This is a genomic window from Pantoea trifolii (assembly GCF_024506435.1).
GTDB lineage: Bacteria > Pseudomonadota > Gammaproteobacteria > Enterobacterales > Enterobacteriaceae > Pantoea > Pantoea trifolii.
Window position 1 is genome coordinate 242,590 of the sequence record NZ_JANIET010000001.1, and the last position, 16,339, is coordinate 258,928.

16 protein-coding genes are annotated in these 16,339 nt (G+C 56.1%); 13 read left to right on the forward strand and 3 right to left on the reverse strand.

Translation table 11 applies throughout. The features are described 5' to 3' along the window. Positions 1-68: 68 nt before the first annotated feature. The 7 genes from ubiE (at position 69) to tatD (ending at position 5,572) form a co-directional block, all read left to right on the forward strand. Positions 69-827, forward strand: coding sequence for a bifunctional demethylmenaquinone methyltransferase/2-methoxy-6-polyprenyl-1,4-benzoquinol methylase UbiE (gene ubiE, locus NQH49_RS01075; RefSeq protein ID WP_008105805.1), 759 nt, complete (start codon positions 69-71; stop codon positions 825-827). Between the two features lie 6 nt (positions 828-833). Beyond that, positions 834-1,439, forward strand: coding sequence for a ubiquinone biosynthesis protein UbiJ (ubiJ, locus tag NQH49_RS01080; RefSeq protein WP_256698067.1), 606 nt, complete (start codon positions 834-836; stop codon positions 1,437-1,439). Beyond that, positions 1,436-3,073, forward strand: coding sequence for a ubiquinone biosynthesis regulatory protein kinase UbiB (gene ubiB, locus NQH49_RS01085; protein ID WP_256698069.1), 1,638 nt, complete (start codon positions 1,436-1,438; stop codon positions 3,071-3,073). The genes ubiJ and ubiB overlap by 4 nt, the downstream gene beginning before the upstream one ends. A gap of 110 nt (positions 3,074-3,183) precedes the next feature. After that, positions 3,184-3,438 (forward strand): Sec-independent protein translocase subunit TatA, encoded by a 255-nt coding sequence (gene tatA / locus NQH49_RS01090; RefSeq protein WP_008105810.1) that lies wholly within the window; start codon positions 3,184-3,186, stop codon positions 3,436-3,438. A gap of 2 nt (positions 3,439-3,440) precedes the next feature. Further along, complete coding sequence (tatB, locus tag NQH49_RS01095) at positions 3,441-3,968, forward strand: Sec-independent protein translocase protein TatB (protein WP_256698070.1); 528 nt, start codon at positions 3,441-3,443, stop codon at positions 3,966-3,968. 2 nt (positions 3,969-3,970) lie between these two features. Beyond that, entirely contained in the window at positions 3,971-4,729 is a 759-nt protein-coding gene (gene tatC, locus NQH49_RS01100) for a Sec-independent protein translocase subunit TatC (protein ID WP_008105814.1), read from the forward strand. A 60-nt stretch (positions 4,730-4,789) separates the two neighbouring features. Further along, positions 4,790-5,572, forward strand: coding sequence for a 3'-5' ssDNA/RNA exonuclease TatD (tatD, locus tag NQH49_RS01105; protein ID WP_256698072.1), 783 nt, complete (start codon positions 4,790-4,792; stop codon positions 5,570-5,572). Here tatD and rfaH read toward each other — a convergent pair. Next, positions 5,569-6,057, reverse strand: a complete 489-nt coding sequence (gene rfaH / locus NQH49_RS01110; protein WP_008105818.1) for a transcription/translation regulatory transformer protein RfaH — start codon at positions 6,055-6,057, stop codon at positions 5,569-5,571. The two genes, tatD and rfaH, sit on opposite strands and share 4 nt — an antisense overlap. 209 nt (positions 6,058-6,266) lie before the next feature. Between rfaH and pepE the strand changes: the two genes are divergently transcribed. From pepE to fre, 3 genes are all read left to right on the forward strand, one after another. Beyond that, positions 6,267-6,998 (forward strand): dipeptidase PepE, encoded by a 732-nt coding sequence (pepE, locus tag NQH49_RS01115; protein WP_256698073.1) that lies wholly within the window; start codon positions 6,267-6,269, stop codon positions 6,996-6,998. Between the two features lie 73 nt (positions 6,999-7,071). Then, on the forward strand, positions 7,072-8,556 hold the full coding sequence (ubiD, locus tag NQH49_RS01120) for a 4-hydroxy-3-polyprenylbenzoate decarboxylase (protein WP_256698074.1): 1,485 nt from the start codon (positions 7,072-7,074) through the stop codon (positions 8,554-8,556). A gap of 39 nt (positions 8,557-8,595) precedes the next feature. Further along, positions 8,596-9,297: an NAD(P)H-flavin reductase gene (gene fre / locus NQH49_RS01125; RefSeq protein WP_256698075.1), complete on the forward strand. Its 702-nt coding sequence runs from the start codon at positions 8,596-8,598 to the stop codon at positions 9,295-9,297. 55 nt (positions 9,298-9,352) lie between these two features. Here the strand turns inward: fre and fadA are convergent, their stop codons facing one another. Both fadA and fadB read right to left on the reverse strand, forming a co-directional pair. Further along, positions 9,353-10,516 carry an acetyl-CoA C-acyltransferase FadA gene (fadA, locus tag NQH49_RS01130; protein ID WP_256698076.1) on the reverse strand — a complete coding sequence of 388 codons (1,164 nt, stop codon included), beginning with the start codon at positions 10,514-10,516 and terminating at the stop codon, positions 9,353-9,355. A 10-nt stretch (positions 10,517-10,526) separates the two neighbouring features. Further along, complete coding sequence (gene fadB / locus NQH49_RS01135) at positions 10,527-12,710, reverse strand: fatty acid oxidation complex subunit alpha FadB (protein WP_256698077.1); 2,184 nt, start codon at positions 12,708-12,710, stop codon at positions 10,527-10,529. 186 nt (positions 12,711-12,896) lie between these two features. Here fadB and pepQ point away from each other — a divergent pair, with 186 nt between their 5' ends. The 3 genes from pepQ to trkH are packed head-to-tail and all read left to right on the forward strand — an operon-like array spanning position 12,897 to position 16,324. Continuing rightward, a complete protein-coding gene (gene pepQ, locus NQH49_RS01140; protein ID WP_256698078.1) occupies positions 12,897-14,228 on the forward strand; it encodes a Xaa-Pro dipeptidase in 1,332 nt (443 codons plus the stop codon). After that, positions 14,228-14,845, forward strand: a complete 618-nt coding sequence (locus NQH49_RS01145) for an IMPACT family protein (RefSeq protein ID WP_154194511.1) — start codon at positions 14,228-14,230, stop codon at positions 14,843-14,845. Before pepQ ends, NQH49_RS01145 begins: the two co-directional genes overlap by 1 nt. Before the next feature lie 27 nt (positions 14,846-14,872). Next, on the forward strand, positions 14,873-16,324 hold the full coding sequence (gene trkH / locus NQH49_RS01150) for a Trk system potassium transporter TrkH (RefSeq protein WP_256698079.1): 1,452 nt from the start codon (positions 14,873-14,875) through the stop codon (positions 16,322-16,324). Positions 16,325-16,339: the final 15 nt, after the last annotated feature.

Sequence of the window (16,339 nt, forward strand, 5' to 3'; positions counted from 1 at the left end):
GTCGCGTGCTCGCGTAGCGCGACTCTGATACACTTCGGCAAGAATTGTTTGTGGAACAGGTAAAACCGATGGCAGATGAATCACAGCAGGAAACTACCCATTTTGGCTTCCAGACCGTCGCGAAAAGCGAAAAGGCCGATAAAGTCGCGGACGTGTTTCACTCCGTTGCGGCAAAATATGACCTGATGAACGATTTGATGTCGTTTGGCATCCATCGTGTCTGGAAGCGTTTTACCATTGACAGCAGCGGCGTGCGCCGCGGTCAACGCGTGTTGGATCTGGCGGGTGGTACCGGCGATCTAACGGCAAAATTCTCACGTCTGGTGGGCGAGACCGGCCAGGTTGTGCTGGCAGACATCAACAGCTCGATGCTGAAAATGGGCCGCGAAAAGCTGCGTAATCTCGGCGTATCGGGCAACGTTAGCTATGTGCAGGCCAACGCCGAAGCGCTGCCATTCCCGGATAACTATTTCGATTGCATCACCATCTCCTTCGGCTTGCGTAACGTGACCGAAAAAGAGAAAGCGCTGGCGTCGATGTTCCGCGTGCTGAAACCGGGTGGACGTCTGCTGGTGCTGGAGTTTTCGAAGCCTCTGCTGGAGCCGCTCAGCAAAGCTTATGATACCTATTCATTCCACATACTGCCGCGTATTGGCCAGCTGGTGGCGCAAGACGCTGAAAGCTATCGCTATCTGGCGGAGTCGATTCGTATGCATCCCGATCAGGAAACCCTGAAAGCGATGATGAACGACGCGGGCTTTGAAAATACCACCTACTTCAACATGACGGGCGGTATTGTCGCGCTGCATCGCGGATTTAAATTCTAATCCATCATGACTTTAACTCCTCTCATCACCGGCGGTCTTGAGACCGCCCTGAACCGTGTTCTCTATCGCGATCGCAGCCTGAAAGCCGCACGCCAGCGTCTGGTGGGCAAAGTATTGATGCTGCGTCTGCAAGAGCTCGATTTTCCTTTGGTACTGGTGTTTAGCGAATCGCAACTCGATGTGCTGAGTGATTGGCAGGACAACAGCGACTGCACGGTGAGTTTGCGTGTCAGTACCTTGCCGAAACTGCTCGATCGCCAGCAGCTCACCAGCTTGATTCGTAGCGGTGAACTGGAGGTGGACGGCGATTTGCAGGTGGTACAGCAATTCTCCGCGCTGATGGATCTTGCCGAGCTGGATCCGGCGGAATACCTCGCGCCGTGGATGGGCGATATCGCCGCGCAAGGTGTAAGTCAGGCCGCGCAGCAGGCGCTGAAATTCGTGCAGCAGCAGTTTACCCGCCGGCAGGATTATCTTGGCCAGGTGCTGACGGAAGAGTGGCGTGTCGCGCCGGGCGCACTGGAGCTGGCATGGTTTTGCGAGGAAGTGGAAGCGATGGAACGTTCGCTCAATGCGTTTGAAACGCGTTTAGCACAGCTGGAGGCGAAATGACGTTGGGAGAAATTCGGCGCTTATACTTCATCATCAAGATCTTTCTGACTTACGGCCTTGATGAACTGATTCCCCGCATGCGCTTCACACTGCTTTTACGCTTGTGGCGGCGCTGTATTTTCTGGATCCCTAACCAACATAAAGACGCTTCCGCCGGCGTGCGCATCCGTTTAGCGATGGAGCAGTTGGGTCCGGTATGGATCAAATTCGGTCAAATGCTCTCTACGCGTCGCGATTTGTTCCCACCCGCGATTGCCGATGAACTGGCGGTGCTGCAGGACCGCGTTGCGCCATTTGATGGCGTGAAAGCCAAAGAACAGATTGAAAAATCGATTGGCGGCCCGGTGGAAACCTGGTTTGAAGACTTCGATATCAAACCGTTGGCGTCGGCGTCTATCGCGCAGGTGCATACCGCCACGCTGAAATCCAATGGCCGCGCGGTAGTGATCAAAGTGATTCGTCCCGACATCCTGCCGGTGATCAGAGCCGATATGCGACTGATTTACCGTCTGGCGCGTTGGGTGCCGCGTTTGCTGCCGGATGGACGTCGTCTGCGTCCGGTGGAAGTGGTGCGTGATTACGAAAAGACCTTAATCGATGAGCTGAATCTGCTGCGTGAAGCGGCGAACGCCATCCAGCTGCGTCGTAACTTTGACCAGAGCCGCATGCTGTATGTGCCGGAAGTATTCTCGGATTATTGCAGCGAGTCGATGATGGTGATGGAGCGCATTTACGGCATTCCTATTTCGGATATCGCCACGCTGGAGCAGCACGGCGTTAACATGAAACTGCTGGCCGAGCGCGGTGTGCAAGTGTTCTTCACCCAGGTATTCCGCGACAGCTTCTTCCATGCCGATATGCATCCCGGCAATATCTTCGTCAGCTACGATCACCCGGAAGATCCGCAATACATCGGCATCGACTGCGGTATCGTCGGTTCGCTGAATAAAGAAGATAAGCGCTACCTCGCTGAGAACTTTATCGCCTTCTTCAACCGCGATTACCGCAAAGTGGCCGAGCTGCATGTGGATTCGGGCTGGGTGCCGCCCGATACCAACGTTGAAGACTTTGAGTTTGCCATTCGCACCGTGTGTGAGCCGATTTTCGAAAAGCCGCTGGCTGAAATTTCGTTTGGTCACGTGCTGCTGAACCTGTTCAACACCGCGCGTCGCTTCAATATGGAGGTGCAGCCGCAATTGGTGCTGCTGCAAAAGACGCTGTTGTACATTGAAGGGATTGGTCGCCAACTCTATCCGCAGCTCGACCTGTGGAAAACCGCCAAGCCGTTCCTCGAAGATTGGATCAAAGATCAGATTGGTATCCCGGCGATTATGCGGGCGGTGAAAGAGAAAGCACCGTACTGGGCGGAGAAACTGCCGGAGTTGCCGGAGCTATTTTACGACAGCATGCGCCAGCACAAATTATTGAAGCACAGTGTCGATAAACTCGTCACCGATTTAAACGTACAGCGAACACGCAATCATCAGGCGCGCTATCTGTTTGGTGTAGGCGCTACACTGTTATTAAGTGGCACCGCCGTGCTGTTAAGTCGACCGGATTGGGATTTCTTCCCGGCGCTATTAATGGCCGCTGGCATCGTCACCTGGCTTATTGGCTGGCGCAAGACAAACTGATTGTCTGCCTGGTACAAATCGCGTAATGTCGCAAGCTAAAGCCCGAAATCATACGGGCTTTCTGTGCGTTACAGTCAACAGTTTTTCACAGAATATTAGAGGCATATCTCATGGGCGGTATCAGTATTTGGCAATTGTTAATCATTGCCGTCATTGTTGTTCTTCTGTTCGGTACCAACAAGCTTCGCAACCTGGGTTCGGATTTAGGATCTTCCATTCGCGGCTTCAAAAAAGCCATGGGCGATGAAGACGATAAAAAGGATCAACCGAAAGAGCAGGACGCTGACTTCAACGCCAAAACTCTGGCAGACAAACAGCAAACCACGGCGACTAAAGACGACGCCCGGAACGACAAGCAGGTATAACTGTGTTCGACATTGGTTTTAGTGAACTGGTATTGGTGTTCGTGATCGGGTTGATTGTGCTTGGCCCGCAACGATTACCGGTTGCGGTGAAAACCGTCGTCGGCTGGATCAGAGCCATTCGCTCGCTGGCCGCGAATGTACAAAACGAACTGGCGCAAGAGCTGAAACTGCAGGAATTGCAGGACAGCCTGAAAAAGGTGGAAGAAGCGGGCCGTGGCACGCTATCACCCGAGCTGAAAGAGTCGATGGAAGAACTGCGTAAAACCGCCGACTCGATGAAGCGTTCGGTGCAGCAGAGTATCGATGTCGAAAAAGAGGAAGATGAAGCCAACACCATTCATCAGACTCAGCCAGCAGCAGCGCAGCCCGGCACTTCACCTGCGGTCACGCCTGCCTCAGCGGAACATCAAACCAGTGCACCCGCACAGGCTCCGCAGCCAGACAACATCGCTTCAGAAGCAGAAACCCATCCCGTCGCCAGTGCTCCTGAAAGCACCGCGAAGATTTCTCTCGTAAAAGATGAACGATAAACATGGCCGTTGAAGATACCCAACCGCTCATTAGCCATTTGATTGAGCTGCGCAAGCGTTTGTTGAATTGCATCATCGCTGTTTTAGTCATCTTTTTGTGTCTGGTCTATTTCGCGAATGATATCTACCATCTGGTCGCGGCACCGCTGATTAGCCAGATGCCAGCCGGTGCGAGCATGATCGCCACCGACGTGGCATCGCCGTTCTTCACGCCGATCAAACTCACCATTATTGTTTCGGTGTTTCTGGCCGTGCCGGTGATTCTGTATCAGGTGTGGGCGTTTGTGGCGCCTGCGCTCTATCGCCACGAGCGCAAACTGGTGATGCCGTTGCTGTTCTCCAGTACGCTGCTGTTTTACGTCGGCGTGGCGTTTGCCTATTTCATCGTGTTCCCGCTGGCGTTTGGCTTTTTCGCCAAAACCGCGCCGCAAGGTGTGACCATCGCAACGGATATCACCAACTACCTCGACTTCGTCATGACGATTTTCATGGCGTTTGGCGTGGCGTTTGAGGTGCCGATTGCGATTGTGCTGCTGTGCTGGACCGGCATTACGTCACCCGAAGATTTGAAGAAGAAACGTCCTTATATGTTGGTTGGCGCGTTCGTGGTTGGGATGTTGCTCACACCGCCGGATGTTTTCTCGCAAACTTTGCTCGCTATTCCGATGTACTGCCTGTTTGAAGTCGGCGTATTCTTCTCCCGCTACTATGTGGGTAAAGGACGTCAGTCTTCGGATGAGGAACACAACACCGAATCCTGATGTCTTCGGTAAGATGCATCTAAACCGCCCCGTTGGGCGGTTTTTTATTGGGGAGAAAACATGTTTGATATCGGTGTAAACCTGACCAGCACGCAATTCGCAAAAGATCGCGATCAGGTGGTAAAACGTGCGCGCGAAGCAGGCGTCACCGGCCTGTTAATTACCGGCACCAATGCATTAGAGAGCCAGCAAGCGCGCCAACTGGCTACGCAACATGCAGGATATTGCTGGTCAACCGCTGGCGTCCATCCTCACCATGCCAGTGAATGGTCGGCGGAAACCGCGAATACCTTACGTCGCCTGGCGGAAAGCGAGCAGGTGGTCGCAATTGGCGAATGTGGCCTGGATTTCAATCGCAATCTCTCGGCCCACGATCAGCAGGAATACGCTTTCGATGCGCAGCTGGCGTTGGCCGCTGAGCTGCAATTGCCGGTGTTTCTGCATTGCCGAGAGGCGCACGATCGTTTTGTCGCGGTGCTTGAGCCGTGGCTGCCCAAATTGGTAGGCGCTGTCGTTCACTGCTTTACCGGTACGCGTGATGAACTGCAAGCGTGTCTGGCGCTGGGATTGTCGGTGGGCATTACCGGCTGGGTGTGCGATGAGCGTCGCGGTATGGAACTGCGTGAATTGCTGCCGCTGATTCCGGCTGAGCGCCTGTTACTGGAAACCGACGCACCGTATTTACTGCCGCGCGATATGCATCCACGTCCCACTTCACGCCGCAATGAGCCGTGCTTCCTGCCGCATATTGTGCAGCAGGTGGCGAACTGGCGTGGCGAAGAAGCAGAAGCGCTAGGCGCGCAGGTAAATCTCAACGCGCGTCAGCTGTTCAAACTCGCTTAGAGTTTGCGGAACTGCTTGTTATCCACGCTGCGCATCACCTGTTTGTTCAGCATGTTGAGCAGCAGAACGGAGCGCGTTTCACCATCCGGCTCGGCAAAAATGGCGCGCAGCCCTTCGAAAGTGCCATCGGTGATGATCACTTCATCACCGCTCTGCGGGGTTTCCGGATCCAATACGATCTGCGGTGCATCAGTTTGCAGCGCTTCGATCACATCGTGCGATACGGTGGCCGGCATGGTGCCAAAGCGCACGAAGTGGCTGACGCCGCGCGTGCTGCTGATGGTGGTAGTGTGAATCGCTTCGGGATCGAACTCGATAAACAGATAGTTAGGGAACAGCGGCTCACTCACGGTGGTGCGTTTGCCGCGCACAATCTTCTCCAGAGCGATCATTGGGCTGAGGCAATTCACCTCTTGCCGCTCAAGATGCTCTTTCGCGCGCAACAGTTGTCCACGTTTGCAATAGAGTAAGTACCAGGATTCCATAATCGCTCCCAAATAATGGACGCTAAGAATATCAAATCAGTTGTCAGAGTTATAGCGCATCGGCGGGTGGAAACCGGGTGCTGAAAACAATTTCACTACGATTTATCCGATTGATGCGGCTTATTTACGCTTTCTTGCAAGAAAATTGACGGCTGACGACCATCTGTATCAGACTCCATCCCCATCTTTCGATTGAAAAGGAGTGGCTGATGGAACTGTTCCTGTTAAGTAACGGCAAAGTGGCTGACGATGCGCCGCTGTTAGGTTACGCCCACCCGCAGCTGCACGCGATGATCGCCCAGCGCGGCATCACCTCGGCGGTGCTGGTGCCGTACGCGATTATTCGTGGCGATCATGCGCAGCGCGCGCAGGATTTATCCGCGTCGTTAGGTATTGAGGTGCGCACCGTGCACGAGTTTGCATCGCCCGTTGCGGCGATTGAACACGCTGAGCTGATTCTGGTGAGCGGCGGAAATACCTGGTTCCTCAACCAAATGCTGCATGAGCACGGCTTGATCGTTGCCATCCAACGTGCGGTGCGAGAGCGTGGTGTGCCGTACGTTGGCTGGAGCGCCGGTTGCAATGTGGCAACGCCTTCCATTCGCACCACCAATGACATGCCGGTGCGCAGCAGCGTAGTGTTGCCCGCGCTTGGGCTGTTCCCGGTGCAGATCAATCCGCATTACCTTGATGCGCACGTCAGCGGCCACATGGGCGAAACGCGTGACGAACGTCTGGCCGAGTTCTGTGCCGTTAATCCGCATGAATCGGTGATTGCGCTGCGCGAAGCCAGCTTCCTGCACGTGAGCGAGAATCGCCTGCGTTACTACAGCGCTCGCGGCGAAGACTTCAAAGTGTTCCGCCACGGCGAGCCGATTGCTGCGTATCACGATGTATTGGCGATTCAGTCGCTGGTGCCGTTTTCCTGTCAGCCTGCCTGACGCAAAACCTCAACATGTCAGCGTGAAACGCCCCTATAATGGCGCTTCACTCTGGCCGGAAAGCTAAAGCCGCATGAAATATCAGGATTTACGAGACTTCCTCGCATTGCTGGAACAGCGTGGCGAGTTAAAGCGCATCACTCAGGAGATCGATCCTGAGTTAGAGATGACTGAAATTGCCGATCGTACGCTGCGCGCCGGCGGCCCGGCGCTGCTGTTCGAAAACCCGAAAGGCTACGACATGCCGGTGCTGTGTAATCTGTTTGGCACACCAAAGCGCGTGGCGATGGGCATGGGCCAGGAAGAGGTCAGTGCGCTGCGTGAAGTCGGCAAGCTGCTGGCGTTCCTGAAAGAGCCGGAACCGCCAAAAGGCTTCCGCGATCTGTTCGATAAGATGCCGCAATTCAAGCAAGTGCTGAACATGCCGACTAAGCGCCTGCGCAATGCGCCGTGCCAGGAAGAGATTTTCAGCGGCGATGAAGTCGATCTGTCGCGCATTCCGGTGATGAAATGCTGGCCGGGCGATGCTGCGCCGCTGATTACGTGGGGATTAACCGTCACGCGCGGCCCGCATAAAGAGCGACAAAATCTGGGTATCTATCGCCAGCAGGTGATCGGCAAGAACCGCGTGATTATGCGCTGGCTGTCGCATCGCGGCGGCGCGCTGGATTTCCAGGAGTGGTGTAAAGCACATCCGGGCGAACGTTTCCCGGTGTCGGTGGCGTTGGGCGCCGATCCAGCTACCATTCTCGGCGCGGTGACGCCGGTGCCGGATACCTTGTCCGAATATGCCTTTGCCGGTTTACTGCGCGGTAACAAAACCGAAGTGGTGAAGTGTATTTCGAACGAACTCGAAGTACCGGCCAGCGCGGAAATGGTGCTGGAAGGTTATATCGAGCCGGGCGATGTCGCGCCGGAAGGTCCGTACGGCGACCACACAGGCTACTACAATGAAGTAGACAGCTTCCCGGTGTTTACCGTGACGCACGTAACGCAACGTCGCAACCCGATTTATCATTCAACCTACACCGGACGTCCACCGGATGAACCGGCGGTGCTGGGCGTGGCGCTCAATGAAGTGCTGGTGCCGATTCTGATTAAGCAGTTTCCGGAGATTGTAGATTTCTATCTGCCGCCGGAAGGCTGTTCTTATCGCCTCGCGGTCGTGACGATCAAGAAACAGTACGCGGGTCACGCCAAGCGTGTGATGTTCGGCGTGTGGTCGTTCCTGCGTCAGTTCATGTATACCAAGTTCGTGATTGTGTGTGATGACGACGTCAACGCGCGCGACTGGAATGATGTGATTTGGGCGATTACCACGCGTATGGATCCGGCGCGTGATACCGTGCTGGTTGAGAACACGCCGATCGATTATCTCGACTTCGCCTCGCCAGTTTCCGGCTTAGGCTCGAAGATGGGAATGGATGCGACCAATAAGTGGCCGGGCGAAACCACGCGCGAGTGGGGCACGCCGATTGTGAAAGATCCGGCGGTGACCGCGCGCATTGACGCCATTTGGGATGAGTTAGCTATCTTTGCCGAGCCGCCGCAGCGCTAACGGCGGCAGACCAATTAGATCCGAAGAAAAAGGGAACGCATGACAACGTTAAGCTGCAAAGTGACTTCGGTTGAAGCGATTACGGACACGGTTTACCGCGTTCGTTTAATTCCGGCGGCGGATTTTAACTTCCGCGCAGGACAGTATTTGATGGTGGTGATGGATGAGCGCGATAAGCGCCCGTTTTCCCTGGCTTCTACGCCAATGGAAAAGGACATCATTGAGCTGCACATCGGCGCATCGGATCTCAATCTCTACGCGATGGCGGTGATGGACCGCATCAAGAACGATCGCCAGATAACCGTCGATATGCCGCACGGCGATGCCTGGCTGCGTGAAGATAGCGATCGTCCGATCATTCTGATTGCGGGCGGCACCGGCTTCTCCTATGCGCGCTCTATTCTGCTGACCGCGCTGGCACAGAAACCCGATCGCGAGATTGCGATTTACTGGGGCGGCCGTGAGCTGATGCATCTGTACGATCTGGATGAGCTGAATGCGCTGGCGGTGAAGCATCCGAACCTGAAAGTGATCCCGGTAGTGGAACAACCGGCAGATGACTGGACCGGGCGCAGCGGCACGGTGCTGACGGCGGTGATGCAGGATTTCGCATCGCTCAGCGAGCACGATATCTATATTGCCGGTCGTTTTGAGATGGCGAAGATCGCGCGTGAGCGTTTCTGTGCTGAGCGCGGCGCGCTGGAAGCGCAGATGTTCGGCGATGCGTTTGCGTTTATCTGATGGCCGCCATAAAAAACCCGCCCGAAAGGGCGGGAACACGTGCAACATTAACGTATTAAACCCGTTCGAACACTGTGGCGATGCCCTGGCCTAAGCCAATGCACATGGTCGCCAGACCAAATTGCGCATCGCGACGCTCCATCAGATTCAGCAGCGTGGTACTGATACGCGCGCCGGAACATCCCAGCGGATGACCGAGCGCAATCGCGCCGCCATTCAAATTCACTTTCTCATCCAGCTGTTCCAGCAAGCCCATATCCTTGATGCACGGCAGCGCCTGTGCAGCAAAAGCCTCGTTGAACTCGAACAGGTCGATATCCTGCACGCTCAATCCGGCACGCTTGAGCGCCAGCTTGCTGGCGGGAACCGGACCGTAACCCATAATCGACGGATCGCAGCCGACCACCGCCATGCTGCGAATACGCGCGCGCGGCGTCAGACCGAGTTCGCGTGCGCGGCTTTCGCTCATGATCAACATTGCCGCTGCGCCGTCGGAGAGCGCGGAGGAGCTGCCTGCGGTCACGGTGCCGTTGACTGGATCGAACGCCGGGCGCAGCGCAGCCAATCCTTCGAGGCTGGTCTCTTCACGAATCACTTCGTCGCTCTCGAAACGTTTCAACACGCCGTTGGCGTCGTGGCCGTAGGTCGCCACAATCTCACGCTTGAAGTCGCCGCGCTGGGTTGCCGCCCAGGCGCGCTGGTGTGAACGCAATGCGAAAGCATCCTGCTGCTCACGCGTGATGTGATGCATGCGCGCCAGCATCTCGGCGGTTAACCCCATCATGCCTGCCGCTTTCGCCACCGTGCGACCCAGGCCCGGATGGAAATCCACACCGTGGCTCATTGGCACGTGGCCCATATGTTCGACGCCGCCAATCAGGCAGCTGTGTGCATCGCCAACCATAATGGCGCGCGCCGCGTCGTGCAGCGCCTGCATCGACGAACCGCACAGGCGGTTGACAGTGCTGGCAGGCACGCGATGCGGGATCTCGGCCAGCAGCGCGGCGTTACGTGCAATGTTGAAGCCTTGCTCCAGCGTCTGCTGCACGCAGCCCCAGATAATGTCGTCCAGCGTGGCGGGATCGACCGCCGGATTGCGGCTCAGCAGCTCGCGCATCAAATGCGCCGAGAGATCTTCTGCGCGCACCTGGCGAAACGCACCGCCTTTGGAGCGTCCCATCGGCGTGCGGACCGCATCAACAATGACTACTTTTTCCATTTTCATTACCTCAGGCACTTTGCAGCGCCGCTTCGTCAATCGGTTGCACCGCGGGATACCAGCTCTGGTGCTGATGGGCTTTTTGCAACAGCAGCTCCGGCAGCGCGTAAAGCGGGCCGAGCGCGGTATAACGTTTGGCCTGATCGACCACGTTGCTGTTGCCCAGCGTATCCATGTAGCGGAACGCGCCGCCACGGAACGGCGGGAAGCCTAAACCGTACACCAGCGCCATATCGGCTTCGGCCGGTGAAGCGATGATCTTCTCTTCGAGGCAGCGCACCACTTCGTTGAGCATCGGCAGCATCATGCGGTTGGCGATCTCGTCATCGCTGAACACGCGCGTCGGCTGGCAAATCGGTTCCAGCAATGCATCGACAGCCGCATCGGCCTTCTTCTGCGCCTTGCCTTTTTTATCCAGCTCCCAGCGGTAAAAGCCCTGACCGTTTTTCTGGCCGTAACGTTTGGCTTCGAACAGCACGTCGATCGCGTCGCGATAATCTTTCTGCATGCGAGACGGGAAGCCTTGCGCCATCACTTGCTGAGCGTGGTGCGCGGTATCAATGCCGACCACATCCAGCAGCCACGCTGGGCCCATCGGCCAGCCGAACTGTTTTTCCATTACGTTATCGACCTGACGGAAATCCGCGCCGTCGCGCAGCAGCAGGCTGAAAGCGGCGAAGTAGGGGAACAGCACGCGATTCACAAAGAAGCCGGGACAGTCATTCACCACAATCGGCGTCTTGCCCATTTTGCTCGCCCAGGCCACCACTTTGCTGAGAGTCGCTTCTGAAGTTTTCTCACCGCGAATCACTTCGACCAGCGGCATACGCGGCACCGGATTGAAGAAGTGCATGCCGCAGAAGTTTTCCGGACGTTTTAAGGCTTGCGCCAGTTGGCTAATCGGAATGGTTGAAGTGTTGGAGGCGAGAATGGCGTCCTCACGCAGATGCTGTTCGGTTTCTGCCAGCACTTTGGCTTTGATCTGCGGATTTTCCACTACCGCTTCCACCACTACGTCGGTGCGTTCGAATCCGGCGTAATCCAGCGTCGGCTGAATGGTGGTAAGTACGCTGGCCAGTTTGGCGCCGTCAATTTTGCCGCGCTCCAGCTGTTTGTTCAGCAGCTTGCTGGCTTCGGTCATACCCAGCGTTAACGCCTGCGGATTGATATCTTTCATCATCACCGGCACGCCTTTCCATGCCGATTGATAAGCAATGCCGCCGCCCATAATCCCTGCGCCCAACACTGCAGCTTGCTGCGGCGCACCGGCCGCGCTGCTGTGCTTCTTCGCCAGGCCTTTGACGTACTGATCGTTCAGGAAGATACCGACCAGCGCACGCGCCACATCGCTCTGCGCCAGCGGCACAAACGCGGCGGTTTCCAGCTTCAGCGCATCATCACGTCCGAGGCTGGCGGCGGCTTCAATGGTTTTCACGGCAGTAATCGGTGCCGGATAGTGTTTGCCTGCGGTTTGCAGCACCATGCTTTTGGCGATGGTGAAGCTCATGGCGGCTTCAATCGGGCTGAGTTTCAGCGGTGCCAGCTTCGGCGCGCGACGTGCTTGCCAGTTGCCTTGCACAATGGCGTCCTGCAAAACGGTGAGTGCGGCGGCACGTAGTTTGTCGCTGCTGACCACCGCATCCACCAAACCGAGTTTCAGGGCGCTGTTGCCATCAACATCTTTACCGGCGGCGATGATTTCCATCGCGCTGTCGGCACCGAGCAGGCGCGGCAAACGCACGCTGCCGCCAAAGCCCGGCATGATGCCCAGTTTGGTTTCCGGCAGGCCGATGCGTGCGGTGGGTGTGGCAACGCGGAAGTCGGTCGCCAGTATGCATTCACAGCCGCCGCCCAGCGCATAGCCATCAATGGCGGCCACGGTTGGCACCGGCAAATCCTCTAAGCGATTGAAGATGCTGTTGGCAAACGCCAGCCACTGACTCAGCTTCTCTTCTGGCGCATCAAACAGCGACAGAAATTCTGTGATGTCAGCACCGACGATAAATGCCGGTTTGGCCGACGAGAGCAGCAGACCGCGCAGCGCAGGTTGCTGTTCCAACACGCTTAATGCCTCGCCCAATGAGGCAACGGTTTTGGTATCGAGTTTGTTCACCGAACCGGGCGCATCGAAAACCAGCTCGGCGATGCCGTCGTCAAGCCAGTGAACTGAAAGGGTATCGCCTTGGTAGAGCATGTCCGTCTCCTGAAACCGCGAAAGTTGATCTGGTCATACCAGATGAGTTGGAGTGTGAGTCTGATGTTAATTATTTGCAAACGAGAGTTTGCTTATTTGATACAACGATCACAGCGTGTGCAGCACGGCATCGCTTACACGGCTGTGCTACACTGCGGCCACTTTCGCGACATTGGAGACAAGTCCATGGATTCACTGAAAACCCTGTATCACGCGCACATCAATACGCTGCAGCAGCGAGCGCAGCAGGTGCTGGCTCGCTTTAAGCTTGATGCCATGCTGATTCATTCCGGCGAGCTGCTGACCGTTTTTCTCGACGATCACGACTATCCGTTTAAGGTGAATCCCCAGTTCAAAGCGTGGGTGCCGGTGACGCAGGTGCCAAACTGCTGGTTATGGATTGATGGCGTGAATAAACCCAAGCTGTGGTTCTATTCGCCGGTTGATTACTGGCACAACGTTGAGCCGCTGCCAAACAGCTTCTGGACCAACGATGTGGACGTGATTGGCCTGAAGAGTGCCGATGAGATCGCGCAGTTGCTGCCTGCACAGCGTGAAAACGTGGCCTATATCGGTCCGGTGCCATCACGTGCTTCACAGCTCGGTATTAACAGCGAGCAGGTGAACCCGAAAGGTGTGATCGATTTCCTGCATTATCATCGCAGTATCAAAACTGAGTACGAACTGGCGTGTATGCGTGAAGCGCAGAAGCTGGCGGTGGCGGGTCATCGCGCGGCCAAAGAGGCGTTCTTCTCGGGTATGAGCGAGTTCGATATCAATATCGCCTATCTGACCGCAACCGGCCATCGCGACACCGATGTGCCTTACGGCAACATTATCGCGCTGAATGAACATGCCGCAGTACTGCACTACACCAAACTGGATCATCAACCGCCGGCCAAACGCCACAGCTTCCTGATTGACGCCGGTGCGGAGTATCTCGGTTACGCCGCTGACCTGACGCGCAGCTATGCGGCGCAGAGCAAATCGCGCTATGCCGAAATGGTTGCGGCGATGGACAAGGAAGAGCTGGCGCTGATCGCTACCTTGAAAGCTGGCGTGCGCTATACCGATTATCATCTGCAGATGCATCAGCGCATTGCGCGTCTGCTGCTGAAGTTCGAACTGGTGAAAGGCCTGACCGAAGAGACGCTGGTGGCGGAAGATTTAACCGGTCCGTTTATGCCGCACGGCCTTGGACATCCGCTCGGCCTGCAGGTGCACGACGTGGCTGGCTTTATGCAGGACGACAACGGCACGCATTTGGCAGCGCCGTTGCAGTATCCGTACCTGCGTTGTACGCGCGTGCTGGAACCTGGCATGGTGCTGACTATCGAACCAGGCTTCTATATTATCGATTCGCTGCTGGCGAAGCTGCGAGGCGGCAAGTTCAGTCAATACTTTGACTGGGCGGCAATCGATGCACTCAAACCGTACGGCGGTATTCGTATCGAGGATAACGTGGTGGTTCACACCAATCGCATTGAAAATATGACGCGCGATCTGCACCTTGCCTGATGGATGCTTACGATATTCCCGCTGAGGCCGTGAGTCTCAGCGAGGAAACCATCAAGAAAAGCCGCTTCATTACCTTGCTGGCGCACACGGCGGGCGTGGAAGCGGCGCGCGCGTTTGTGCAGCAGGTGAAGCAGGAACATCCCACTGCGCGGCATCACTGCTGGGCGTGGGTAGCAGGCGCGCCGGATGATTCGCAGCAGTTGGGTTTCTCCGATGATGGCGAACCATCCGGCACCGCCGGCAAACCGATGTTGGCTCAGTTGATGGGCAGCGGCGTCGGAGAGATCACCGCAGTGGTGGTGCGTTACTATGGCGGCATCATGCTGGGCACCGGCGGGCTGGTAAAAGCGTATGGTGGCGGTGTGCAGCAAGGGCTGAAGCAACTGGCGCGTCAGCGTAAAGTGCCGATGGAATCTTTTACCCTGCAATGTGAGTACGCCCAACTGAGTGACATCGAGCGCCTGCTGCAACGTTTTGACGGCATTATAGAAGAGAGCCATTATCAGGATCGTATTGCGCTGCGTTTAGCGTTGCCGCATGCGCAGATTGATGGCTTTCGCCAAAACCTCTCTGATTACAGCCGGGGCGCGCTGACGCTCATCCCGCTGACAAACTAAAAGCTTCTGTTTAAAGGAAACGGCTGAATGCATTTTCGCGCCATTACCCGCATCGTGGGCCTGCTGGTGATTCTGTTCTCGGTGACCATGATTTTACCGGGCCTCGTCGCCTTGATTTACCGTGATGGTGCCGGGCGCGCGTTCAGTCAGACCTTTATGATGGCAATCGTCATCGGTTCGCTGCTGTGGTGGCCTAACCGCAAGCAGAAAAGCGAACTTAAGCCGCGCGAAGGCTTCCTCATCGTGGTGCTGTTCTGGACCGTGCTGGGCAGCGTCGGTGCGATGCCGTTTATCTTCGCCGAGCAGCCGCATCTTTCAATCACCGATGCGTTCTTTGAATCCTTCTCTGGCCTGACTACCACCGGCGCCACCACGCTGGTGGGGCTGGATACGCTGCCGAAAGCGATTCTGTTCTATCGGCAGATGCTGCAGTGGCTCGGCGGCATGGGGATCATTGTGCTGGCGGTGGCGATTTTGCCCATTCTGGGCGTGGGTGGCATGCAGCTTTATCGCGCTGAAATGCCGGGGCCGCTAAAAGATAATAAGATGCGCCCGCGTATTGCGGAAACAGCGAAAACGCTGTGGCTGATCTACGTGTTGCTCACCGTCGCGTGCGCGGTGGCGCTGTGGCTGGCGGGCATGCCGATGTTTGATGCTATCGGCCATAGCTTCTCGACTATCGCGATTGGCGGGTTCTCAACCCATGATGCCAGCATCGGCTACTTTAATAGCCCAACCATCAATACCATCGTCGCGGTATTTCTGCTGATCTCGGGTTGTAATTACGGTCTGCACTTCTCTTTATTAAGCGGTCGCAACCTGAAAGTGTATTGGCGCGATCCCGAATTTCGCATGTTTATTGGCGTACAACTGACCTTAGTGCTGATCTGTACCATCGTGCTGTGGTTCCACAATGTGTACGCCAGCGGCTGGCAAACGCTGAATCAAGCGTTTTTCCAGGTGGTTTCGATGGCGACCACGGCCGGTTTCACCACCGACAGCATTGCACGCTGGCCGCTGTTCCTACCGGTGCTGCTGCTGTGTTCGGCCTTTATCGGCGGCATGGCGGGTTCTACGGGCGGCGGATTGAAGGTGATCCGCATTCTGCTGCTGTTCAAACAGGGTTCGCGTGAGCTGAAGCGTTTGGTGCACCCGAATGCGGTTTACACCATCAAACTGGGTAACCGCGCGTTGCCAGAACGTATCCTCGAAGCGGTGTGGGGTTTCTTCTCAGCTTATGCGCTGGTGTTCCTGCTCAGTATGCTGGCCATCATCGCCACCGGCGTGGATGACTTCTCTGCTTTTGCTGCCGTGGCCGCGACGCTGAATAACCTCGGGCCCGGTTTGGGTGTCGTGGCAGACAACTTCACTTCAATGAATGATGTCGCGAAGTGGATTTTGATTTTGACCATGCTGTTTGGACGCCTTGAAGTGTTCACGCTGCTGGTGCTGTTCACGCCGACCTTCTGGCGCGAATAATAAAATAGGATTGAG

What these genes read in the sequence shown, in the direction of transcription:
- ubiE (WP_008105805.1), top strand. Translation starts at nt 69, where the DNA reads ATGGCAGATGAATCACAGCAGGAAACTACCCATTTTGGCTTCCAGACC.
- ubiJ (WP_256698067.1), top strand. Translation starts at nt 834, where the DNA reads ATGACTTTAACTCCTCTCATCACCGGCGGTCTTGAGACCGCCCTGAAC.
- ubiB (WP_256698069.1), top strand. Translation starts at nt 1,436, where the DNA reads ATGACGTTGGGAGAAATTCGGCGCTTATACTTCATCATCAAGATCTTT.
- tatA (WP_008105810.1), top strand. Translation starts at nt 3,184, where the DNA reads ATGGGCGGTATCAGTATTTGGCAATTGTTAATCATTGCCGTCATTGTT.
- tatC (WP_008105814.1), top strand. Translation starts at nt 3,971, where the DNA reads ATGGCCGTTGAAGATACCCAACCGCTCATTAGCCATTTGATTGAGCTG.
- tatD (WP_256698072.1), top strand. Translation starts at nt 4,790, where the DNA reads ATGTTTGATATCGGTGTAAACCTGACCAGCACGCAATTCGCAAAAGAT.
- rfaH (WP_008105818.1), bottom strand. Translation starts at nt 6,057, where the DNA reads ATGGAATCCTGGTACTTACTCTATTGCAAACGTGGACAACTGTTGCGC.
- pepE (WP_256698073.1), top strand. Translation starts at nt 6,267, where the DNA reads ATGGAACTGTTCCTGTTAAGTAACGGCAAAGTGGCTGACGATGCGCCG.
- ubiD (WP_256698074.1), top strand. Translation starts at nt 7,072, where the DNA reads ATGAAATATCAGGATTTACGAGACTTCCTCGCATTGCTGGAACAGCGT.
- fre (WP_256698075.1), top strand. Translation starts at nt 8,596, where the DNA reads ATGACAACGTTAAGCTGCAAAGTGACTTCGGTTGAAGCGATTACGGAC.
- fadA (WP_256698076.1), bottom strand. Translation starts at nt 10,516, where the DNA reads ATGGAAAAAGTAGTCATTGTTGATGCGGTCCGCACGCCGATGGGACGC.
- fadB (WP_256698077.1), bottom strand. Translation starts at nt 12,710, where the DNA reads ATGCTCTACCAAGGCGATACCCTTTCAGTTCACTGGCTTGACGACGGC.
- pepQ (WP_256698078.1), top strand. Translation starts at nt 12,897, where the DNA reads ATGGATTCACTGAAAACCCTGTATCACGCGCACATCAATACGCTGCAG.
- NQH49_RS01145 (WP_154194511.1), top strand. Translation starts at nt 14,228, where the DNA reads ATGGATGCTTACGATATTCCCGCTGAGGCCGTGAGTCTCAGCGAGGAA.
- trkH (WP_256698079.1), top strand. Translation starts at nt 14,873, where the DNA reads ATGCATTTTCGCGCCATTACCCGCATCGTGGGCCTGCTGGTGATTCTG.